General features: G+C 64.0%; 18 protein-coding genes. 11 read left to right on the top strand and 7 right to left on the bottom strand.

From position 1 onward, the window contains the following. Position 1: 1 nt before the first annotated feature. From AC1Y2B_RS15575 to AC1Y2B_RS15555, 5 genes are all read right to left on the bottom strand, one after another. Positions 2 to 979 (bottom strand): ABC transporter ATP-binding protein, encoded by a 978-nt coding sequence (locus AC1Y2B_RS15575; RefSeq protein WP_482254024.1) that lies wholly within the window; start codon positions 977 to 979, stop codon positions 2 to 4. Next, a complete protein-coding gene (locus tag AC1Y2B_RS15570) occupies positions 976 to 1,968 on the bottom strand; it encodes an ABC transporter ATP-binding protein (protein WP_482254023.1) in 993 nt (330 codons plus the stop codon). The genes AC1Y2B_RS15575 and AC1Y2B_RS15570 overlap by 4 nt, the downstream gene beginning before the upstream one ends. After that, the gene (locus AC1Y2B_RS15565) at positions 1,965 to 2,777 is read right to left on the bottom strand and encodes an ABC transporter permease (RefSeq protein ID WP_482254022.1); all 813 of its coding nucleotides are present in this window, start codon (positions 2,775 to 2,777) and stop codon (positions 1,965 to 1,967) included. The genes AC1Y2B_RS15570 and AC1Y2B_RS15565 overlap by 4 nt, the downstream gene beginning before the upstream one ends. After that, entirely contained in the window at positions 2,774 to 3,706 is a 933-nt protein-coding gene (locus AC1Y2B_RS15560; protein ID WP_482254064.1) for an ABC transporter permease, read from the bottom strand. The genes AC1Y2B_RS15565 and AC1Y2B_RS15560 overlap by 4 nt, the downstream gene beginning before the upstream one ends. A 71-nt stretch (positions 3,707 to 3,777) precedes the next feature. Then, positions 3,778 to 5,355, bottom strand: a complete 1,578-nt coding sequence (locus tag AC1Y2B_RS15555; RefSeq protein ID WP_482254021.1) for an ABC transporter substrate-binding protein — start codon at positions 5,353 to 5,355, stop codon at positions 3,778 to 3,780. Between the two features lie 179 nt (positions 5,356 to 5,534). Between AC1Y2B_RS15555 and AC1Y2B_RS15550 the strand changes: the two genes are divergently transcribed. Genes AC1Y2B_RS15550 through AC1Y2B_RS15525 form a run of 6 tightly spaced genes read left to right on the top strand, consistent with a single transcriptional unit; the run spans position 5,535 to position 11,749 of the window. After that, complete coding sequence (locus tag AC1Y2B_RS15550; protein WP_482254020.1) at positions 5,535 to 6,551, top strand: GntR family transcriptional regulator; 1,017 nt, start codon at positions 5,535 to 5,537, stop codon at positions 6,549 to 6,551. Then, the gene (locus tag AC1Y2B_RS15545) at positions 6,548 to 7,249 is read left to right on the top strand and encodes a creatininase family protein (protein ID WP_482254019.1); all 702 of its coding nucleotides are present in this window, start codon (positions 6,548 to 6,550) and stop codon (positions 7,247 to 7,249) included. The genes AC1Y2B_RS15550 and AC1Y2B_RS15545 overlap by 4 nt, the downstream gene beginning before the upstream one ends. Next, positions 7,246 to 8,271, top strand: coding sequence for a ketopantoate reductase family protein (locus AC1Y2B_RS15540; protein WP_482254018.1), 1,026 nt, complete (start codon positions 7,246 to 7,248; stop codon positions 8,269 to 8,271). Before AC1Y2B_RS15545 ends, AC1Y2B_RS15540 begins: the two co-directional genes overlap by 4 nt. Position 8,272: 1 nt before the next feature. Beyond that, a complete protein-coding gene (locus tag AC1Y2B_RS15535; protein WP_482254017.1) occupies positions 8,273 to 9,031 on the top strand; it encodes an SDR family NAD(P)-dependent oxidoreductase in 759 nt (252 codons plus the stop codon). Next, positions 9,028 to 10,401, top strand: coding sequence for a dipeptidase (locus AC1Y2B_RS15530; protein WP_482254016.1), 1,374 nt, complete (start codon positions 9,028 to 9,030; stop codon positions 10,399 to 10,401). The genes AC1Y2B_RS15535 and AC1Y2B_RS15530 overlap by 4 nt, the downstream gene beginning before the upstream one ends. A gap of 1 nt (position 10,402) precedes the next feature. Next, positions 10,403 to 11,749: an amidase gene (locus AC1Y2B_RS15525; protein ID WP_482254015.1), complete on the top strand. Its 1,347-nt coding sequence runs from the start codon at positions 10,403 to 10,405 to the stop codon at positions 11,747 to 11,749. 257 nt (positions 11,750 to 12,006) lie between these two features. Here AC1Y2B_RS15525 and AC1Y2B_RS15520 read toward each other — a convergent pair whose 3' ends face one another. Further along, complete coding sequence (locus tag AC1Y2B_RS15520) at positions 12,007 to 14,016, bottom strand: ATP-binding cassette domain-containing protein (RefSeq protein ID WP_482254014.1); 2,010 nt, start codon at positions 14,014 to 14,016, stop codon at positions 12,007 to 12,009. Next, positions 13,997 to 16,435, bottom strand: coding sequence for a cysteine peptidase family C39 domain-containing protein (locus tag AC1Y2B_RS15515; RefSeq protein WP_482254013.1), 2,439 nt, complete (start codon positions 16,433 to 16,435; stop codon positions 13,997 to 13,999). Before AC1Y2B_RS15515 ends, AC1Y2B_RS15520 begins: the two co-directional genes overlap by 20 nt. A 227-nt stretch (positions 16,436 to 16,662) precedes the next feature. Here AC1Y2B_RS15515 and AC1Y2B_RS15510 point away from each other — a divergent pair, with 227 nt between their 5' ends. The 5 genes from AC1Y2B_RS15510 (at position 16,663) to AC1Y2B_RS15490 (ending at position 22,399) form a co-directional block, all read left to right on the top strand. Beyond that, positions 16,663 to 18,324: a hypothetical protein gene (locus AC1Y2B_RS15510; RefSeq protein WP_482254012.1), complete on the top strand. Its 1,662-nt coding sequence runs from the start codon at positions 16,663 to 16,665 to the stop codon at positions 18,322 to 18,324. Continuing rightward, positions 18,321 to 18,455: a hypothetical protein gene (locus tag AC1Y2B_RS15505; protein WP_482254011.1), complete on the top strand. Its 135-nt coding sequence runs from the start codon at positions 18,321 to 18,323 to the stop codon at positions 18,453 to 18,455. The genes AC1Y2B_RS15510 and AC1Y2B_RS15505 overlap by 4 nt, the downstream gene beginning before the upstream one ends. 188 nt (positions 18,456 to 18,643) lie before the next feature. Continuing rightward, positions 18,644 to 20,002, top strand: a complete 1,359-nt coding sequence (locus tag AC1Y2B_RS15500; RefSeq protein ID WP_482254010.1) for a sigma-54-dependent transcriptional regulator — start codon at positions 18,644 to 18,646, stop codon at positions 20,000 to 20,002. 3 nt (positions 20,003 to 20,005) lie between these two features. Continuing rightward, on the top strand, positions 20,006 to 21,325 hold the full coding sequence (locus tag AC1Y2B_RS15495; protein WP_482254009.1) for a sensor histidine kinase: 1,320 nt from the start codon (positions 20,006 to 20,008) through the stop codon (positions 21,323 to 21,325). A 528-nt stretch (positions 21,326 to 21,853) separates the two neighbouring features. Beyond that, on the top strand, positions 21,854 to 22,399 hold the full coding sequence (locus AC1Y2B_RS15490; RefSeq protein WP_482254063.1) for a YaeQ family protein: 546 nt from the start codon (positions 21,854 to 21,856) through the stop codon (positions 22,397 to 22,399). Positions 22,400 to 22,765 lie beyond the last annotated feature (366 nt).

Raw genomic sequence — 22,765 nt, 5'->3', positions numbered from 1 at the left:
CCTATCCGGGCAAATGACAGGCAGAGAGGTGATTGCCCTTGGCCGTCAGGACTGGGCGTTCCTTGAAACAGCGATCGAACGCCTTCGGGCAGCGGGTGTTGAACAGGCAGCCCTGCGGCAGGTTGACGGGGCTGGGTAACTCGCCTTTCGCGGCCACGCGCCGGGTGCGCCGGGTGGGGTCGAGTTCCGGGGCGGCCGCCAGCAGGGCTTGCGTGTAGGGGTGACGCGGGGCTGAGAACAGCGCCTCCGTCGGGCCGACTTCGACCACCTTGCCAAGGTACATCACCGCGACACGGTGCGAGATATGGCGCACCAGCCGCAAGTCATGGGCCACGAAAACCACGGTCAGGTGCAACTGCTCCTGCAACTGCAAGAGCAGGTTCACCACCTGCGCCTGCACCGATACGTCCAGCGCCGACACCAGTTCATCGGCCACCAGCACCTCGGGCTCCACCGACAGGGCGCGGGCGATGCCGATCCTTTGGCGCTGTCCGCCCGAGAATTCATGCGGGTATTTGTCGGCGGCATCCTGCGGCAGGCGGACAAGCTCCAGAAGCTCGGCAATCCGGGCCGGGATCTGGTCGGCGGGGCGCATCTTGTGGACGGACAGCGCCTCGGTCAGGATCTGGCGCACCTTCATGCGGGGGTTGAGGGAACTGTACGGGTCCTGAAAGATCATCTGCACCCGCGCGTTGAAGGCGCGGCGGGCGGGGCCGGAGAGGGTGGCGATATCGGTTTCACCGAACAGAACGCGGCCCTCGTCGCAGTCGTGCAATCGCACCAGACAGCGGGCGAGGGTCGATTTCCCGCAACCGCTTTCGCCGACGATGCCCAAAGTCTCGCCGCGCATTACCTCAAGGCTGACCCCGTTCAGGGCATGCACCGCTTGGCGCGGCGCACCGCGCAGGCGCTGGACCAGATTGCGGGGCAGGGGGAATTCCTTGGCCACGTTTTGGACGGAAAGCAAAGCCTCGGTCATGATCCGGCCAATCCTGCCGCCTTGACGCGGTCACTGTGGAAGCAGGCGGCGTCGTGGCCGGGGGCCATGGCCTGCAATGCGGGGCTTTCGCTGCGGCAGCGGTCGGTTGCAAAGACGCAGCGCGGGTGGAAGGCGCAACCGGTCGGGCGGCTCATCAGGCCGGGCGGCGTCCCCTCGATCGACAGAAGCGGGCTGCGCTCGGTGCCGCTGCGCGGGACCGATCCGAGAAGGCCGCGGGTGTAGGCGTGGTTGGGTTGGCCGAAGACCTCTGCCACCGGGCCGCTTTCGACGATGCGGCCTGCGTACATCACGGCCATGCGGTCACAGGTGGCAGCCACCACGCCAAGGTCGTGGGTCACCAGAACCACGCTCATTTTCAGCTCGTCCCGCAGGTCAAGGATCAGCTTCAGGATCTGGTCCTGAATGGTCACATCCAACGCGGTTGTCGGCTCATCCGCCAAGAGCAGTTTCGGCGTGCTGGCCAAGGCGATGGCGATCATCACCCGCTGCCGCATCCCGCCGGAGAATTGGTGCGGGTACTGGGTCAAGCGCCGTTTGGCATCGGAAATGCCGACAAGGTCCATCAGCTCCAGACTGCGCCTGGCCCGCTCGGCCTTGGACAGGGCGGTGTGGGCGCGCAGGTTCTCTTCGATCTGCACGGCGACGGGCAGGACGGGGTTCAGGGCTGTGGTGGGTTCCTGAAAGATCATGGAAATCTCGCCGCCACGGACCTTGCGCAATTCGGGTTCGGTCATCGTCATCAGATCGCTGCCGTGCCACAGCACTTGCCCGGTGACGGAGGAATGCTGCGGCATGAGCCGCATGACCGACCGCAGGGTCACGCTTTTGCCGGATCCGGATTCGCCCACCAGACCCAGAACCTCGCCGGGCATGACGGTGAACGAGATGTCGTCAACCGCCGTCACGGCGGTGCCATGGTGGCCGAAGGTGGTGGTCAGGTTGCTGACCTGCAGCGCGGGGGCGGTCATTTGCGCGTCCTCAACACTTCGGCAAGGCCATCGCCGATCAGGCTGAAACCGAGGCCGGTGATGACGATGGCGATGCCGGGGAAGACGGAAATCCACCAGCCGGTCGTCATGAAGTTCTTGCCATCGGCAATCTGCACCCCCCATTCCGCCGCCGGAGGCTGCGCGCCAAGGCCAAGGTAGCCAAGGCTCGACCCCAGAAGGATCGCCAGCGCCATGTCGGTCACCACATAGACAATGGCCGGGGTGATGGCGTTGGGCAGCAAGTGACGGAAGATGATCCGCAGCGGGGTATATCCCATCGCCCGGCCCGCGTCGGCATAGTCGAGCCGCTTTTGCACCTTGACCTCGGCGGCGATGATCCGGGCGTAGAACACCCAGCCCACGACGGCCAAGGCGATGTACATGTTCACCAGCCCCGGCCCGAGGACCGAGACGATGGCGATCACCAGCACGAGGAAGGGGAAGGTGATGACGGCATCGACGATCCGGCCGAAAACGGCATCGGCGGCACCTCCGGCATAGCCGACCACCGCGCCGATGATGATGCCGAAGACGAAGGAGAAGATCGTGCCGAAGAACGCGATCTGCATGTCGATCGTATAGGCGTGGATCACCCGGCTCAGGACATCGCGGCCGAAGTTGTCGGTGCCCATAGGATGCGCCCAGGAGGGCGGATGCAGCAGGGCGTTGTAGTCCATCGCCACCGGGTCATATGGGGCAAAAAGCTGCGGGAAGGTGGCCAGCAGGATGCTGGCGCCGATCAGGATGCCCCCCATGATCAGCGGCCTTGGAAGCTTGAGGCGGCTCATCGGGAGACCCTCGGGTCAAGCCAGGCCTCGACCACATCGGTCAGGAAGAAGGTCAGCGAGACGACCACGGCCAAGGCCATCGTCATGCCCTGAACCACCGGATAGTCGCGGCCATAGATGCTGTCGATCATCAACCGGCCCGCACCGGGGATGGCGAAAACCGTCTCGGTGATCACGGCGCCCCCCAGAAGGGTGCCAACCGACAGGCCGAACAGCGCCACGGTCGAGATCAGCGCCGACCGCAGCACGTGCCGCACCAGGATGATCAAGGGCGCGATGCCCTTGGAGCGGGCAAAGACCACATACTCCGCATCCACCACCCCGATGATGGACGCGCGCAGGTTGCGCATCAGGATAGCGGCGAGGCTTAGCGCAAGGCTGAAGGCGGGCAGGAACAGATGATAGAGGTGGTCGAAAAATCCCTCGCCATACCCCCCGACCGGAAACCAGCCCAGACGGGCGCCGAAGACGGTCAACAGGATCAGCCCAAGATAGAACACCGGCATCGACAGGCCGATCTGAAACGCCCCGCGGATGCTGCTGTCCGTCGCACCGTCCCGGCGCAAGGCCGCGATGAAGGCCAAAGGAACGGCCATCACGACAGCCATCAGGGCGGCCATCACTGTCAGCATCACCGTCACCGGCAACCGCTGTGCGATCAGGCTTGTGACCGGGACTTTCAACTGGATCGAAGCGCCAAGGTCGCCGAGCGCCACCGATTTCAGGAACAGCAGGAATTGCACGGGGATCGGCTGGTCTAGTCCAAGTTCGTGGTTGATCCGGGCCACGTCCGCATCTTTGGCATGTTCGCCCAGAATGGCGCTGGTGGGGTCGCCTGGCAGCAGTCGTACCAGCACGAACACCACCACCAGAATGAAGGCAAAGGTCGGGATCAGTTGCAGCAATCGCCGAAGCAGGAAAAGGGACATCGACAAGGCAAGGGCTCTCCGATCCGAAAAGGAAAACCCGGCCCGAGGCGGCACCTCGGGCCGGGCAAGGCTTACTTGGTCAGCGAAGCGGCGCGGAAGATGTTGTTGCCGAGCGGGATCTGGATGAACCCGTTAACCTTCTTGTTCAAGGCGACCGGATAGGGCGACTCGTACAGGTAGATCAAAGGCCCGTCGGTGTTGTAGATTTCCTGGATGCGCGCATATTGTGCGGCCCGCTTGGCCGGATCACGCTCGCTTTGCGAGGCTTCGAACAGCTTGTCGGCCTCGTCGCTTTTCCAGCCGGAATGCTGGGCTTCGATGGTCGGCGAGTAGGCGAAGTACGAGGTGATCTCGCTCGGGTCGGCGATGTCGTCCGTCCAGGTCGAGGTCTGCATCGCGAAGTGACCATTGCGGTACATGTCGGTGCGGGTGGCGTTGTCGACCTGCTTCAACTCCAGCTTGACGCCGATGGCCGCCCACATCTGCTGCACGGCGGTGCCGATGCCAAGGTCATCCTGATTGCCCGCCAGAACCATGAGGCTGGTCGAGAAACCGTCCGGATAGCCCGCCTCTTTCATCAGCGCCTTGGCTTTGTCGAGGTCATAGGGGAACAAGGCGCCGGTCCCCGAATTCAGCGGCGTAGCCGAGGACATGAAGGATTTCATCGGCGTGCCAACGCCTTGCGTGACGATCTGGATGATTGCGTCCTTATTGGTCGCATAGTTCAGGGCTTGGCGCACCTTGGGGTTCGACAAGGGGTTGTCCACGCCATCAATCTTTGGGCGCACGTTCAGCGGCAGATAGACAATCTTGGTGGAGGGGAAGAGGTCCATGTTCAGGTTGTCGGCCGTCTTCAACTCCGCCACGCGGGCGTAGGGGATGAATTCGGCCCCATCCAAATCGCCCGATTGCAGCTTCAGGATGCGGGTGGCGTCGTCCGGGATCACCTCGAAGGTGACACCATCCAGATAGGGCAGGGGTTTGCCGTCGTCACCCAGCGCCCAGTAGTAGGGATTCTTGACCAGCTTCATCGTCGAACCACGCTCCCACGAGTCGAACATGAAGGGGCCGGAGCCAACCGGGTGTTCGGCGAAGGCCTTGGCCTTGTCGGCGTCGGTCGCACCGGGTGCAGCTTCAAAAAGCTTCTCGGGCATAATGGCGGTGTTGAATACGGTCAGCGCCGGGATGATCGAGGGGTCCGGGCGATTCAGGCTGATGGTGATCGTGCCGTCATCGGCGCCGGTCACGTCCTTGATGGCGCTGACCAGAAAGCCCCAGATGCCGTTGTCGGGCTTGGCCGCACGCTTCAGCGACCAGACCACGTCCGACGGCATGATGGGCGAGCCGTCCGAGAACTTGATGTCCTTGCGCAGTTTCAGGGTGACGGTCATGCCATCATCCGACACTTTCCAGTCGGTCGCGAGGCCGGCCTGCACGCCCTGCCCATCGTCCGTCGGCAAAAGAAGTGTGTCATAGATGTTGGACAGCACCCAGATATCGACGTTCGCATCGTTCAAAACCGGGTCGAGGAACATGCTGTCGGCGTAGCGACCATAGGTCATCACGCCGCCCCGGTCCGTTGCATTGGCGGCAAGACTCCCACTGACCAAAAGCGCCGCCGCAAGGGCCACGAGTGACACTATTTTCATGTGAATAACCTCCAAATTTCTTCGTTAGTGTTCTACTGGAATGCAGCGTCCCACGAGAATAAAATTCTGTCAACAATACAGTTTTCGCGTATTTCTGTTGAAAATGACCCTTAACTGTTGAATTATAGGGCAGATCGTTGTGAAAGCGTACTACAATAGTGTATCAATCGGAGATGGTCTTGAAGGTTCAGATTGATCGAAAATTAAGCTTGTCGCTGCGCCAGCAGTTGAAAGGCACCATCGAAGACGGAATTTCCTTTGGAGAGCTGGCGATTGGCGCTAGCCTTCCGTCCGTCCGCGACATGGCCCTGCAGGCTGATGTGTCGCCAATGACGGTTGCCAAGGTCTATGCCGAGCTGAAGGCAGCCGGGCTGATCGAGACTCGTTCTGGTTCCGGCACGCTGGTCGCTGATTCGCCGATGGCGCGCCTGGCCTCGGGGCCTGAGAGGGCGCGGCTGCGGGCGGCAATCGATCAGGTCACCGATCTGGCTTTGGGTCTGGGCGTCAGGCCCGAGGATCTACCTGGTCTGATCAACGCCAGGGTTGCGGCCCGTCTGGCGCAAGGACGCCGCAAGTTCATTGCCATGGTCGGACTTTTTGCCGACGCCACCGCCAGCTATGCCGAGCGTGTCGCGGCGCAGGTCGGCGATCATGCCGTGGTCGAAGCGACGACGCTGGACCAGATCGCCGCTGATCCTGATCATGGCACGCGGTTGCGTGGTGCCGATCTGGTATTGACCTTCGCCAACCTGCAGGCGGCGGTGACCGAGGCACTTCCGGGTGTGCCGATCCTCTCCATCCGTTTCATCCCGTCCGAGGCGACGCGGATGGCGTTGGCTTCCATCGACCCGATGGCGCGGGTGGGGGTGGTCTCGCGCTTTGCCGATTTTCTGCCGGTGCTGACGCTGGGGGTGCGGCGCTTTGCGGCGCATGTCCGCGATATCGTGGCGGCCAATCTGGAAGACGCGGGCATCGCGGCGCTTTTGGCTGACTGTGACGTGGTCGTGCTGGCCACGGGCGCGGATGCCGCGGCCGCAATGGCGAAACCTGGCGCCCTCCGGATCGAATACCGCCACATTCCCGACCCGGGCGACATTGACCGTCTTGTCATGCCGCTGCTGAGCCCAACCGCCGCCAGCCAAAGCCCCCTGGCGGACGCGATCGCTCTGATCGACCCAAGAAAGGAAGCTTCATGAAGATATCCGAGATGCACTGGCAGCAGGTCGAGGATTACCTCAAGACCGACGATCTGGCGATCCTGCCACTGGGCAGCACCGAACAACACGCCTACCTGTCGTTGTCGGTGGATTCCATTCTGGCTGAGCGCGTGGCTTTGGAGGCGGCGGCCCCGCTGGGTGCACCGGTGTTTCCGGTGCTGGCCTATGGCGTGACGCCCTATTTCCTCGCCTATCCGGGGTCGGTCAGCATCCGGGTCGAGACCTATGTCCGCATCATCCGCGATATCCTGGACAGCATGAAGGCGCAGGGCTTCCGGCGGATCTTCATGGTCAACGGGCATGGTGGCAACTCTCCGGCGGGCAGCCTTGCGATTGAATGGATGGCCGACAATCCCGAATGCTCGGTCAAGTTCCACAACTGGTGGAACGCGCCCTTGACGCTGAAGGCGGTGCAGGAGACTGACCCGGTCGCGTCCCATGCCTCGTGGATGGAGAACTTCCCGTGGACGCGCTTGCCCGGCGTCACCCAACCCGGCCAGCAAAAGCCGATGGTGGATTTCGAGCGGATGCGGGCGATGAACCCCGCTGCCACCCGTGCCCTGCTGGGCGACGGCAACTTCGGCGGCTACTATGAACGCCCGGATGACGAGATGCAGCGCATCTGGGACGTGGCGATTGCCGAGACGCGGGCCCTGATGGAAGGGCCGTGGTCTTGACCTCGCCCATCGTCATCTGGGGCGCGGGGGCGATTGGCGGCTCGCTGGGGGTTTCTTTCCTGCGGGCGGGGCAAGAGGTGATTTTCGTCGACACGGTCGCCGCCCATGTCGATGCGATCAACGCAAACGGCTTTCGCATCGCAGGCCCGATCTACGAGGATGTGGTCAAGGCCAAGGCCTTCTTGCCGGAACAGGTGACGGGCCAGCACAAGCTGATCTTCCTGTGCGTGAAGGCCCAGCATACCGAAGGCGCTGCGGCTGCACTGGCACCGCATCTGGCGGAGGATGGCGTCGTCGTCTCGGCCCAGAACGGCCTGAACGAGCTGATCATCGCCAAGGCTGTGGGGGAAGCGCGCACCATCGGCTGTTTCGTGAACTTCGGCGCGGATTATCTGGAGCCGGGGGTGGTGCATTACTCCGGCCACGGCGCGGTGGTGGTGGGGGAACTGGACGGCGCGATCACTCCGCGCATCGAGGCCCTGCACCGGCTCATGCAGGACTTTGAACCCAAGGCCGTGCTGACGCCGAACATCTGGGGCTATCTCTGGGGCAAGCTGGTTTACGGGGCCTTGCTGTTCGGCACGGCCGTGACGAATGACAGCATCGCCGACGTTCTGGCCAATCCCGATGTGCGCCCCGTGCTGACCCTTTTGGGGCAGGAAACCGGGAAGGTGGCCGCCGCCGAGGGCATCCGGACCGAAGCCTTCAACGGCTTTGACCCGGCAGCCTTCCAGCCCGATGCGCCCCAATCGCTGATCGACGCTTCGTTCAACGACATGGTCATCCACAACCGCAAGTCGGCGAAATCCCATTCCGGCATCTGGCGCGATCTGGCCATCCGAAAGCGCAAGACCGAGGTGCTGGCCCAGCTTGGCCCGATTGTCGAGGTTGCGGCCCGCCACGGCATCCCTACTCCGCTGACGGCCAAGCTGATCAGCCTCATACAGGACATCGAAAATGGCCAGCGCGCCTTGACGATGGACAACCTCGTCGAACTGGCATCCGCGGGAAAGGGCATCTGAGATGCATATCACCTTCGAGGGGCGCACCGTCCTGATCACCGGCGCCGCGCATGGCTTTGGCCGCGCCATGGCGCAGGCTTTCGTGGCGCGCGGCGCGCATGTCGTGGGGTTGGATGTGAATACGGAGGGTTTGGCCGAAACGCAGCGCCTCTGCGGCCCCGCCTGCGAGACTGCGAGGCTTGACGTGGGCGACCGTGATGCCGTTCAGGCGGCGGTCGCTGCCATTGTCGCCAAGCGCGGCGGGGTCGACATCCTTGTGAACAACGCTGGCGGAGTGCGCGGGCAGAAGGGACGCCCGCTGGAGGAAATTTCAGCGGCGGATTGGCAGGACATCTTCGACGTCAACCTCTCCGGTGCTTTCTTCATGGCGCAGGCCGTGGCTCCGGCGATGAAGCGGCAGGGCAGGGGGCGGATCGTCAACATCTCCTCTGGCGCGGGGCGGACCATCAGCCTGACCGGCATTCAGGCCTATGCCAGCGCCAAGGCCGGGCAGATCGGCCTGACCCGGCAACTGGCGCATGAACTGGGGCCGTTCGGCATCACGGTCAACTGTGTCGCCCCGGGCTTTGTACGCTCCAACCCCAGCACGGAAAAGCAATGGGACGCAATGGGGGCAGAGGGGCAGGCGGCCCTGGTGCAGGGCATCGCGATGCGCCGTCTGGGCAGCCCCGAGGACATCGCCCATGCGGTGATGTTCTTCGCCTCTGACCTTGCCGGCTGGATCACCGGCGAGGTCCTTGGCGTGGATGGCGGCAAATGAGCGCTGTTGAAGACTGGCTTGTCGCGCATGAGGCGCAGGCGCTGGACACCCTGATCCGGTTCTGCCGCATCCCCAGCGTCTCGACCGATCCGGCCTATGCGGCGGGCATCGACGAGGCTGCGGAGTTTATGGCGGGCCAGTTGCGCGACGCGGGCTTCCCGACGGTGGAGGTCATTGCGACGGCTGGCCATCCTTGCGTGCTGGCAGAATGGTGCGCGGTGCCGGGGGCGCCGACGATCCTTGTCTACGGCCACTATGACGTGCAGCCCACCGATCCCATTGAGAAATGGCTGACCCCGCCCTTTGATCCCGCGATCCGGGACGGCAAGCTTTATGCCCGCGGCGTCTCGGACGACAAGGGCCCGCTGTTGATCCCGATCCTGGTCGCAGCAGCGTACAAGGCGGTGCAAGGTGGCCTGCCACTCAACGTCAAAGTGCTGATCGAGGGTGAGGAGGAATCCGGCAGCCCCAATTTCCACCCCACCGTGGCGCGGCTGAAGGAAAGGCTGGCGTGTGATCTGGTCGTCTCGGCCGATGGCGCGATGTGGCGGGCCGATCTGCCCTCGGTCACCGTGGCAAGCCGGGGGCTTGCGGCGCTGGAGGTGGTGGTAGAGGGGCCAGGCAAAGACCTGCACTCTGGCCGTCACGGCGGTTCTGCCCCGAACCCGATCCGCGCCCTGACGCATATTCTGGCGAGTTTGCACGACCGCGACGGCGAAGTGCGGGTGGACGGTTTCGCCGATGCCGCCCTGCCGCCCGACCCGCTGATCGAAACCGCGATCCGCGATGTGGGCTTTGACGCGGCGGGTTATTTTGCCGAGATCGGCGCGACCCCACCGGACCCCATGCCCTCCGGTGCCGCCCTGCTGACCCGCCAATGGCTGCGGCCGACGTTGGAGTTCAACGGGATCAGCGGCGGCTATGCGGGGGCGGGGTCCAAGACGGTCATTCCCGCCACGGCTTCGGCCAAGATCACCTGCCGCCTCGTGCCCGGTCAGGTGCCTGATGAGGTGGTGGCGGCGATCCGGCGCCACCTTCAGGCCGCCTTGCCCCCCGGCTTCCGGCTGACCGTGATCCAGCAAGGCCCCGGGACGCCGGCCTTCGCACTCGACCCCGATTTGCCCGCCCTCAGGACCGCAGAAACCATTCTGACCGAGGTCCTCGGCGCCCCACCCGTGCGCGTCGCCATGGGCGCCACGGTGCCGATCGGAGAGGTCTTTGCCCGGAACCTTGGTGTCGGGACGATCTTCTTCTCCTTCTCTACTTCGGACGAGGATTACCACGCGCCCAACGAGCATTTCCGCCTGTCCAGCTTCCGGACCGGCCAGATCGCCTGGGCGCGGTTGTTTGACCGGTTGGGCAGAGGCTGACATGGACACCGCATTTCTCAACGTGACGGAACTCGGCACGGGCTACCGCAACGGCAGCTTCACCCCCAGCGATGTGGTGGAGCAGGCGCTGGCCCGGCAGGCGAGGCTGGATCCCGCGCTGAACGCCTTCGCCAATCCGATGGCGGATCAGGTGCGCGCTCAGGCCCGTCAGGCGACGGCCGAACTCGCCGCCGGGCGCGACCTTGGCCCGCTGCACGGCATTCCCGTCGCCATCAAGGACCTGATCGAAGTCGCGGGTATGCCCACCGGATACGGATCCAAGGTCCATGAACCCCGCCTGGCCACAAAGGACGCGGCTCTCGTGGCGCGACTGCGCGCGGCGGGGGCGGTGATCTTCGGCAAGACCAACCTTCTGGAATACGCCTATGGCATTGCCCACCCCGAGATCGGCCAGACGAACAACCCGCATGATCCGACCCGCACCGCAGGCGGGTCGAGCGGGGGTTCGGCGGCGGCTGTGGCGGCGGGAATCGTCCCCCTCGCGATTGGCACGGATACCGGCGGTTCCATCCGCATTCCGTCGGCCTATTGCGGCATTGTTGGAATAAAGCCCTCCTACGGGCTTGTGCCGCTGGACGGTGTCTTCCCGCTGTCTTGGAGCCTGGATCATGCCGGTCCGCTGGCCCGCAACGTCGAAGATGCGGCCGTTGCGTTGGCTTGTCTGGCCGGCATGCCGATGCCGCTGGCGGAGGGTCAGGCGCCTATCAGGATCGGGCTGATCCCGGGGCAGTTCTCGCAAACTCCGATTGGCAAGCCGGTCACGGATGTGGTGCAGGCCTGCCTGCAGCGTCTGCAAGACCACGGCGCCGCGTTGGTGGACCTTGATTGCGCGGGTCTGGAGCGGGCAAATGCCACCCTGATGACCATCCTCGGCCCCGAGGCCGCGCTGATCCACGCCCCCCTCATGGCCCTGAACCCCGGCGGCTATGCCCCTGGCACCCGCGTGCAGATCGAGGCAGGCGGCAGCGTTCTGGCCACCGACTACGTCGCCGCCCGTCGCTTTCAGGCCGAGTTGTCCTGCCGGGTCGAGAGGTTGTTCCATCAGGTTGACGTCCTTCTTGCCCCCAGCGTGCCCTTCGTGGCCCCGCATGAAGACCCGGTCATCGTCGATGATCAGGACAGCGAGATGCTGTCGAGCGGCTTTGCCAATGTCACCGGCCACCCCTCGTTAAGCCTGCCCTGCGGGGCAATTGACGGGCTGCCCGTCGGCCTTCAACTGACCGGAGCGCTTGGCCAAGACCAACGCCTGTTGTCGATTGCCGCACAAATCGCCGGAGTGCTGAATGTTCGACCCTTTCCCAACGACGGTCAGCGCAACGGCATCTAGCAAAACTGTTCACTCAATTGGGCGCTCCGACTGGCCGGCGTGGCAGCAAAAGGAACGAGCGTCGACGGCGGGCGCAGGGGTCGCAGGGGTCAGAGAGTTGCCGGATGCGACTTCAGCAGCAGCGGGGCAGCGCAGGGTCACAGCGGTCTATCCTTCGATCTTGCGGTTGGGCAAGGGCTGCGACCTCTCCGCATGGGGCAGGGCGCGGCATCCCTGGCCGACACGTCAGACTTCCCTTCCCGCGTTAGAGCGGTGGCTTAGCCATGCCGTACCAGAACCACGGCATCGGCGCGCTGTTCCAGTTCTGTCAGGCAATGGCTCTCGGTCATCGGGTCCAGTGCGGCGAGGCTTTCATCCAGGGCCAGAACGGGCGCGCCCTGAAGCAGGGCGCGGGCGAGGAAAAGGCGGCATCGTTCCCCCTGGCTGAGTTGCCATCCCGTCTCGCCCAGATGGGTGGACAGGCCGCCGGGCATGCGGGCGATCAGGGGGGCAAGTCCAAGCGCTTCGGCCACCGCGCGCGCTTCAGCCAGATCGGCGGGTGCGGGCGGCCATGATCGCGCCAGAAGCAGGTTATACGCGAGGGAGCCGTTGAAGACGTGATTGTCTTGGAATTGCGGAACCAATGCGGCGGCGCGGGTCATATGGCGGGCGGACAGAGGGCCATGGGCGGTAAAGAGTCCACCTTCCTGTGGCACCTCGGCCCCGGTCAGCAGGCGAAGCAGACTGGATTTTCCAGCCCCAGAGGCACCTGTCAGCCACAGCCGGGCGGCAGGCGGGACGGACAGATCGATCGCCAGGTCCAAGCCGCGCAGTGGCCTGAACAGTCGCGCCAGCAGACGTAGGTGAGGCGTGCCGGGACGCGGCATCGGGGGATAGATTGGCGCGGGCGGCGTGTGCCTCGCCCGCCACAGGGGGGCAATCTGGTCGAAAGCGATGCGGGCAGCACCCAGATTGGCCCAGACCCCCGCCATAGCCACAAAGCCGCGCGCAGCCAGAAGGACGCCGCCCAGCGTGACGGCTCTTGTCGCCGAATTGTCTGCAAGGCCAAGGACGGCAAGGATCACGAGGGCTGCGAGCGTCCATCCATTGGGCAGCACCGCAAATGCCAGCAGACTGCGCCGGTCCATTGCTGCGGCGTGTGTGGCATATGCGGCCAAGTGGGGTGCTTCGGAAGCCAGAACCGCCTCGGGTGTGCCAAGGAGCGGCAAGCTGCGGTGGCCGATCATCCAGCCGATCATCCGCGCACTCAATACGCGCCGCGCATTGGTCCAGAGGCGGGATGAGTTCAGGAAATGGCGGATCAGAAGGGGTTGCAGCGCGAGGAGGAAGAGGAAGAGCGGCGCCAGCCACACCACCCCCTGCGCCAGGACCCAAAGCGCCCACGCGGTGCCGGCAATGGCCAGTGGCGCACCCAGAATGGCGGAAGTCATTGCACCCTCAAAGCCTTGCGCTTCAAGCGCGCACGACAAAAGCCCCTCTGGCCCATCCATTCGCAGGGCGCTTTCGGGCAGGGCCAGCGCCCCGCCAAGAAGCCTGCGTCGCAGCAGGGCCGCCAAGCGCCGGGCCAGCGTTTCCGCCAGAAGGTTCTGTCCCAGGCCCAGCAGAACCGGAGCCAGCAGAAGGCCGATCAGTGGCAGAGGATTTGGCGCTGAGCTCTCAATTGTTGCCGCGCCGAGATAGGCCCACAGGATCACCTCGCAGCCTTGCACGATCAACGCCACTGCCAGAACGGCCACAGCCAAATGCGGCAGGCTGGCCAGGACGGCCGCGCGCCAAAAGCCGGACGGGGCAGGGCGCAGGCGCCACAGACCGGTGACCGGGTCGCCTGCCCGGGCGGCGGTGCACAGCGCTTGGGCCAGCCGTTCATCCCCACCCGCAAGTGCCGCCACCCGCCGCCCCTGCCGCAGAAGCGAGGGATGGGCGCGTGATAGGGTAGCGGCAATGACATCCAGATCGGCGCGGATGCGGCCGCCGTCCACCCTTGTCAGCCAACCCTTTCGCGCCACAAGCAGGAAGCAGTGGCCTGAGGGGTGCCAGATCAGACCGGGCGCCAGACCACCCAGCGCGTGGCGCAGGTCGGCCTGCGGGATTGGCGCGGCGTCAAGCTGCAGGTTCAGCGTCTCGCAGGCCCAAAGCACCCAGTCGGGACCCTGATTGGGGCCGGACAGTGACGTGCCGCCGATCAGGGCCAGGGCCTGTGGCAAGGCGCTGTCCGGCCACCATGGCAGAGTGTCGGTCACAAAGGGCTCAGGTGGCAGGTTGGACATGGGCCCCCGTCTGAAAACGCTCCACCGGAACGGCCTGCCAATCGCGTGCCATCCGCACCTCCATCGCGACCTGCGCCTGCCAAAGCGCTGCAAAGGTGCCATTCTGCGCCAAAAGACCTTGCGGCGTGCCGTCTTCTGCCACCTGACCGTCCTGCATCACGACAACCCGGTCAAAACCCATGGCTTCGGCCACGTCGTGCGTCACCCAGATCAATGTGCGCCCGGCCCAATGCTGCCGTGCAAGGGACAGAAGGGTCCTGCGGCGCGGGGCATCAAGGCCGCGGAGCGCCTCGTCGCACAGAACCAGAGCCGGGTCAGGATGCGCAAACGCCCGGCTAAGGCGCAGGCGCTGGCCCTCCCCTGCTGACAGCGCCACGCCGCCCGCCCCGAGCGGGGTTTCGGGGGGAAGATGCAGGTCGGCATCGGCAGGGGCCCCGGGTGTGTCAGAGATTGTATCGCCCCAAAGCCGGGAGGTCGGGTCCACCCAGGCAATGCGGCGTGTCAGAGCATGACGTTCGGGCACGCTCAGGGACTGGCCATTGACGACCAACTGACCTTGCACAAGATCATGCCAGCCCAGCAAAAGCCCCAACAGGCTGGATTTCCCCGAACCGGATGGGCCCACCACGGCAATGGCCTCGCCCGGTGCAACGGCAAGCGTGACGCCGTTCAGGACCGGATGGCCAGAGGCGGTGACACAAGCATCTGTCAGCGCGAACCCCAGCGCCGGGGCCTCCACCAAGGCGGAGGGCAGGTCGGCATGGGGGCGGTCGGGGGCGTTCAGCACTTCGGCAGCGCGGGTCACGATCGCCTCTTGCGCGGGGATTTGGCGCAAAACGCCAGACAGGTCCGCCGCACTGTCGGGCAGTTTCATAAGCCACCAGAGAAACAGCAGGTCCAGCTTGGGCCGGGTTATGATGACAAGCGCAGTCAGGACCAGAACCAGCGCCTGCCCCGTGGCCCCAGCCACAGCGGCGCAAGTCGCGCGGGCGCGCGCCGTGGCCTGCCAATCCTGCAAGAGCTGACAGAAGCGGGCGGTCAGCACCGCGCCGCCGCGATGGGCACGCAGGGCGGCCTGACCCTGCAGGGCATCCATCAGCACCCCGGCCTGCGCGGCCCCCAAACTGCGCAGGGTCAGGTCGCGGTCGCGCAGCAGCGGCAAGACGACAAACGGCCAGCCGAGCGACAGCGCGCAGATTCCCACGACGAAAGGCGTGGTCGAGGGTGCCAACAGGATCAGACCCAGCGACAAGGCCAGAACCTCGGTCACCGACTGCGCCAGATGCAGCACCTGCCCGGGCAGGGTCCGCATCATGTGCAGGCTTTGGGCCCGCTCGGCCAGGTCGCCCAAGGGGCGGCTGGCAATCCACCGGTCGGGCAATCGAAGAAGTTTGCTCAGCATGGATCTACGCCAACGCGCCTCGACCCGGCGGCCAAGCATCAGGGTCCCAGAGCCGAGGGTCAGGCGGAGGATGTAAAGCCCTCCGACCAGCGCGATGGCGAGGGGAAAGGACCCGGCAGGGTCGATGAGGCGGCGAAAGATCAGCGCCTCGGCCAGGGTGCCCAGCACGGCAAACACGGTGCCGATCAGTAGAAATACGGGCAAGACGCCCTGAAAGACGGCCGGGACCAGTGACGAGCTCCGTCGCGGTTGCGCCAGACGGGCGCTTTGGGCAGGTCCATGGACGGTCAGCAGAACAACCCCTTGCAGCAGCAGGCTTGGTGCCCCGCGGGTGGCCTTCGGGTCGGGGATCACGGGCCAGAAGACCGGCGGGATCAGTCGGAAAATGTCCTCCTCAGCCTCCCGGGTTTCGGCGATCAGGGCGCGGGTGAGAGCGGCATTGCCACTGGGCAGTGCCTCGGTCAGCCGCATCGCCGCCTCAAGCGCCGCCAGCGGGAACCAGCCCGGCTCGGCGGCGGTGTCGGATACCATCGCCGGGGGCAGGCCAAGGCGGCGGGCCACCCTGCGCAGGGCCGTCAGGTTGGCCGTGCCTTTGGCCCAATCAGTCCAGTCTTGCGTGGGCACGGCCAGACTGTGGCGCAGAAGTGTGGGCAGCAAGTGGGCGCTATGGGTCCAGTAATTGCCGCGCGCCGGGTCCATGACCTGCAACCACGGGCCGAACTTGCGCCAGACCGTGACAAAATGCGGGGCACCATCGGGCAGCCGCACGACGACGAGGGCGGGAAGGTGCCAAGGCAGCCGGTCGTCGGGCAGCATCTGCTGGGCGGCGTTCAGGCCGTGACGGTTGGCCACCTGTTCCATCACGTCGATCGAGGTGCCATCCAGATCCGTCTGGCATGCATCGCGCAGCTGGCCGAGGTTGATGGGCCGGCCAAGGCTCGCCAACAGGCTGGCCAATGCGGCGGGGCCGCAATCCATGGCAGAGGTCTGGAGGATTTCGACAGCTGTCAGGCGCATTTTGATCCGTGGAATTGCTTTGCCCTGACCTGCTTGGCTTTGGCGGCAGGGGGCAAGCACCTGGCGCGCGCGCAGTGCGCCCTTTGGTCTGGTTTGACGAGGTTTCTGCCCAAGTGGGGCATATCCCCCAGTGGGATGGGGCAAGACCCAGAGGTCATGCAGGGTTTTGCGCCCAGTGGTTCTGCAGGCCTAAACCGGCGTCACCAAAACCGAATCAGGTGCCCCCAATGAATGCGCAACCCACCCCAGACGCGAAAGGCCTGCTGCATGTCAGCCTGCCGCGCCGCGTGGTGTTGCAAGACCGGGGCGGGGTACCGACGATCTATTACGGCTCTGAGGTGATCACCTTTGATGAGGCGCCATTGGCGCCGCTGGCCGATGCACTGGCCGCCGGGCAGCCTTTCGTGCCCGCCGGTATTTGCCCGATGGCTGCGCCCGAGGATCTGGCGGCGGCCATCGACACGTTACGCGGCATTGGCCTGTTGACAGACCACGCCGCAAAGCCGGTTCTGCGCCAGGCCGTGGCGCCGGACCTGCCTGCAGCAGCAAAGGCGCTTGATTGGCGCGCCCCGCGGGCGGTGGCGGCGGCTTTGCAGGTGCCGCTGAATCCCGGCCACCTGGAACTGGTCGTGCCTGTGTTCCGCATCGCCCATCCGGCGCTGGACACCGATGACCGGCAGGTGGGCGAGGCCAATACTTTTCCACGCGCCTTGCGGCTGGATCGCCCAACCGAATGGCAAGCCTGCACCTATTCCGGCACCCGCCACGCTGACGACAAGCCGATGAACTTGACCGCTCTCAAGGCGATGCGGGCCCATTGGCCCGAGATGATGGCGGTGCTGGCGGACATCCGCGCCCGTTATCTGGACCGCGCCGGGATCAGCGCGCCACTGACGCTGGGCCAGGTGGAGCGGCTTTGCATCGCGGTGCTGTCACTCCCCACGTTAGAGGCCTTCGATGGCCCGTTGCATCCGGTGCTGTCGTCGCTGTTCCGGGTGACAGATGGGCTTCGGATTGTGGTACATCAGATGATGTTCGTCCCCACCGCCGAGCCCATGTTGCCGCCCCAATCCGTGGTGACGACGGCCGAGCTTTACGACTATGCCGAACGCTCTCTGTCGTTTCACTCCGAGACGGGGGTCTGCGCCGGGCCACGGCATTTCATATGGGAATTCCTTTCCGTGCTGGTCGAGGGCACCCGCCCGCGTTTCGGCGCCGGTGGCCAGATCAGCCCAGAGATGGCCGACGCCCTGACGCGGCTGGATGCGGCAATGGACTACGGTTTTGCCGCACTTGCCGCCCACGCCGCCAGTTTCGCCGTCTGGCCGCATATGGCGGAAGCCTGGGCCGATATTGCAACGCTGCCCAACCTACCGGAAGCTTGGCGCGCCGAAGCGGAAGAGGCCGCGCGCCGGTTGGAGCATGCCTCGTATCTTGGTCGGGCTGACTGGCGTGCCCACAGACTGTCCACCTACGCCGAGATGGAGCGCGAGGCGCTGCATCTTTGCCGCCAGACCCCGCAGCCTGCCGGGGTGAGGATCACCTGTCCCGATGCGGCGGCGCTGCGCCCCGACCTTGCCGCCATCCTGAACCGCTTTGCCGGACAAGCAGCGGCCCACCTGGCCCGCGCGTCGTCGTTACAAGCCATGATAAACCACCAGATGAAGCGCCCCCGTGCGCCGAGTTTTTCACTGTCGGACATGGTGTTGCACGCACGTCTGGTGAACGACCCACATCCTCGCCTGCAATTCCTGCCGGAGGCGCTTGCCCGCCTGACCGGGCTGACACTGCAGATCGAAACCATGCCCGAGCCTGTGCAAGGGACACATCCATCGACAGCCGTCGATCAACCGCGCGAACCGCGCATTTACCTAGGAGAAGACACATGAAAGTTTCGACCAATATCCGCGCTGGGGCTGGCCAAAAGAAGCAAAACTCGGGCGCCGACAGCACCGTGATCGTGACCCCCCCGCCGGTCGTCGTTTACTACCCGCCGGTCACCCGCTGCCCGGGCATCTGATCGGCCCTGATCAGTCCCATGGGGGCCTGTCCTGCCGCGTGGACAGGCCCCCTGTGTTTTGAGATTGCCCTTGACCTGACCTTGCGTGTCCCTTTCATTTTCCGCTTTCCCCAAATCCCTTTGACGGTATCCTGCGCATGTTGTTTTCCGCCCGCCCAAAGGACCCCGATGCCAAGTCAGACAAGGCCATGAGCGCGCTGGTTCTGGTGGTGGAAGACGAGCCGATCCTTGGCCGCAACATTCGCACGTTCTTGACCACGCGGGGATACAGGGCCGAGCTGGTGCCAACCCTCGCGCAGGCGCGGCAGATGTGGGCCGATCTGCACCCCGACCTGATCTTTCTGGACCATAACCTGCCCGACGGTCTGGGCCTGTCCTTGATCGACGAGGTTCGCAAACTGGACCCTTGGACCAAGATCGTGATGATGACCGCACATGGTGGGGTCGGCTTGGCGGTCAACGCCATGAAAGCCGGGGCGGATGACTACTTGACCAAACCGGTTGCGCTTGAGGAGATTGGCCTGATCGCGCAGCGCATGATGGAACAGGCCCGGCGCGAGGGCGCGGCGCGGTATCTCAACAGCCTCGACAAGGCGGCGGCGGGGCTGGACCGCATGGTGGGTACATCCCCCGCAATGGGTGAGATCCACCGCCGCATTCGTGCCCTGCACGCGGCTGAAGGTCCGGGCCCTGCACCTTCGGTCCTGATCTTGGGTGAGACGGGGACTGGCAAGGACCTGGTGGCCCGCGCCATCCACTTTGGTGGTGCCCGGGCGGCTGAACTGCTTGTCGCGGTGAATTGCGCCACATTGAACGATGCCATGATTGACGACCAATTGTTCGGCCATGAACGCGGCGCCTATCCGGGCGCCGAAGCGCGGCGGCTGGGCTTGATCGAGGCGGCCAATGGCGGGACCTTGTTTCTCGACGAGGTGGCGGCCCTGGCCCCGGCACATCAGGCGCGGCTTTTGAAGGTGTTGGAAGAGGGCCGTATCCGCATGCTGGGCGCGGTTGAGGATCGTTCGGTGGATCTGCGCGTGATTGCGGCAACCAATGCCCCCTTGGCTGCGATGGTCAAGGACGGCCGGTTCCGCGCTGACCTGTATTATCGGTTGGCCCATGTGACCATCGAACTGCCCCCGCTGTCCCAGCGCGGCCATGATGTGCTGCAGATCGCCGAAACCCTGCTGGCCGATCTGCAAGTTCGCCTGCGCCGTCCCAAACTCTACCTGACCCGCGAGGCGCAGGCACTGCTTTTGCGCCATACTTGGCCCGGCAACATCCGCGAGTTGCGCAACATGCTGGAGCAGGCCGCCTTCCTTTGCCCGCGGGATGGCATCGAACCCCGCGACCTTGGGCTGGCCGCGCCAATCGAGGCGCCTTCTGACAATGGCCTGACAGATGTGGAACGCACCCTGATCGTCGCCGCCTTGCGCGACCAAGCGGGGAATGTAACCAATGCGGCGGCGGCCTTGGGGATCACGCGCGATACCTTGCGCTACCGGATGGAGAAATTCGGTCTGAAGCGCGACTATTATACGGGATAGGCGATGGAGCGTCGGTTCAACCTCCGCCTTTGGGTGGTGATGGTCACGCTGACCACGGTGGTTTTGGTCCATGCGGGTCTGGCTCTGGCGCTGTCGCGCTATGTGGCACAACAGATGATCGCGCGCGAGGGGACCGTGTTGCAGGAGTTCCTGAACTCGATCCTGAAGGCCGAGGGCAGTGCAGACGTGCTGATGAAACCCGAAGGGACAGCGGCGCTTGCATCGTTTTCGCGCCATATCGTATCATTGCCGGGGCTCTTGCGGGCCAATATTTATGGGCCTGACCGGGTGATCCGGTTTTCTACCGACAAAAGCCTGCTTGGCACAGTGCCGCAGGAGACAGATGATCTGGACCTGGCTTTGACCGGACAGTTCAGCACGTCTCTGAACAGCGGCATTGGCGACACACCGGATGCAAAACTGCCCAGCCCATTTCCAAGCGATGGGAGAGTGATCGAGGCGTATCTGCCGTTGACCAGCCCGGCAGGCATTGTCGGCGTTGTGGAGTATTACCGCGATGCCAGTTCTTTGCAGCAGGTTCTGATGGACGTGGAGTTAATCGTTTGGGCGGCGGCAGCCCTGTCCGGCCTTGTCATCATCGCGGCCCTTTATGGGGCTGCGACACGTGCCACGCACAAGATCGATGCGCAGACGGCTGAATTGCAAAGCCTGTCCGTGATGGCGTCGCTGGGACAGATGGCGGCAGCGGTGACACATTCGCTGCGCAATCCATTGGCCTCGATCCGGTCCTCGGCTGAGCTTTTGCAACTCACTCAGCCCGGACTGGCCGACGACACCGTGGCTGAAATCACCGGAGAGATTGATCGCATCGACCGCCATGTGAAAGACCTTTTGGAGTTCGCGGGCTCTGATCAGGGGCAAGCCAGCTCCATCCCTCTGGCGCCGCTTGTTCCAGCGGCTGTGGCCCGTATCGCACCACGTGCCGACAGGGCGGCTGTTACCTTCGATCTTGATCTGGAACCTGACCTTGTCGCCTATCTCGTGGCTCCGCATTTCATGCAGGTGCTGGAGAATGTTCTGACCAACTCCATCGAGGCCATGCCCAAGGGCGGGGCAATTGTCATCCGAGGTCTTGGGCAGAAAGGAAGCGTGCGTCTGGCGGTCACCGATCAGGGGAAAGGGTTTCCTGCCGCGATGACCGGAGCCGCTCCGGTGCCGTTCGTCACGACCAAGCTGCGCGGCCTTGGCCTTGGACTGCCCATTGCCGAAAGACTGCTTGCCGGGTTTGGTGCAAGACTTGAGATCGCGAATGGTCCAAAAGGTGGCGGCCGCATCACGCTTGTTCTGCAAGCAGGAGTTTGAGATGGCCGCGGCGGCTGTAGCTTGGAGGTGGTCGAATGTGCAACGCTCGAGTGGGTCGACGGGCTCCACAACCGCTGCCTCCTCGAGTACTTCGGGAATATCCCGCCCGCAAAGCCGAAGCAAAGGTCCGCGCCGCTCTGGAAACTGAACCCGTAGCCACGTAACCCACATCAAACGGCATCAGGCAAACCCGCAACGGTTCACGTTTCGCGCCGCGCCCTAACCGACAGCGCGGGGTTGTTAAGTTCGATTGTGCCCCGTCTTGCTTCCCGGCCCAAGGCTTGAGGTTTCTCGCAAAGAAATCATGGCCCACCGCCAGCTTTCTGATCTTGGCATGCAGGTCGCAAACGGTGTCCAAGGATGAACAGCGCTGACAAATCGCAGTTGGCAAAGCACGAAGCAGGCATCGCAGACCTTCCGCTTGGGAAGCGTTGCACCAACGTCTCACCGCCCAGCCGCCTGTTATCTGCTTTCAAAGGGGCACCGCATTCATTAACACTGTCGCTCTTTCAAGCTTTGGGACAAGTCATGGCGCAAAATGCCACCATCTACAAAGTCGAACTCTCGGTCTCGGACATGGACCGTCACTACTATGAGACCCATAAACTTACGGTCGCCAAGCATCCGTCGGAAACGGATGAACGGCTGATGCTGCGCGTCATCGCTTTCGCGCTGAATGCCCATGAAAGTTTGGAAATGACGAGGGGCATATCGACGGACGAAGAGCCGGACATATGGCAAAAGAGCATGAGCGGCGAGCTCGATGTCTGGGTAGCCCTTGGACTTCCCAGCGAGAAAGTGCTGCGTCAATCCTGTAGTAAAGCGGAAAAGGTCATCGTCTATCCCTATGGCGGCAGGACGGCCGACATGTGGTGGGACAAGATCAAGGCCAGTACCACCCGTTTTGAAAATCTTCAGGTCACGTGTTTTTCCGAAAAAGACACTTCGAAACTGGCAAGGCTGGCAAGCCGCGCGATGAAGCTGCAAATCAATATTCAGGACGGCGAAGTAATGGTCAACGTTGGTGAGACCATCGTCTACGTCACACCGTTGAAATGGAAGATTCCGGCCTAGTACAAAGCCGTCACGTCAACGCGCGATCCAGCGGCGGCGTTCGGGACAGAGGTGACGCTAACGCGAGGCACATTGGCTCTGCTTGTGGCAAGTCAATGTTCTTCCGACAAAGCAACACTTCAGCCCAGACGTCACCCGCGCATCCTCGATTATCCGATAATCCATGTTATGTCACTTTTTTCGACCGGTCAGTACGATCCTCTAAACCCGCAAAGCACAACTACAACGCACGGGGCGGAACGCGAGGGGCGCATTGCGATGTGGGGCGCGTCGCATCGGTCTACTCCCACTGGAAACGAAGTCCGCGAATGAGCCACTTCTGGTTGGGACTCAAAACTCAGCGCAGCCACCCGAAAGGTTTAATGT

This window comes from Stagnihabitans sp. (assembly GCF_964946895.1).
Note: the sequence above shows the minus strand (reverse complement) of the source record. Positions and strands in the feature narration are given on the sequence as shown.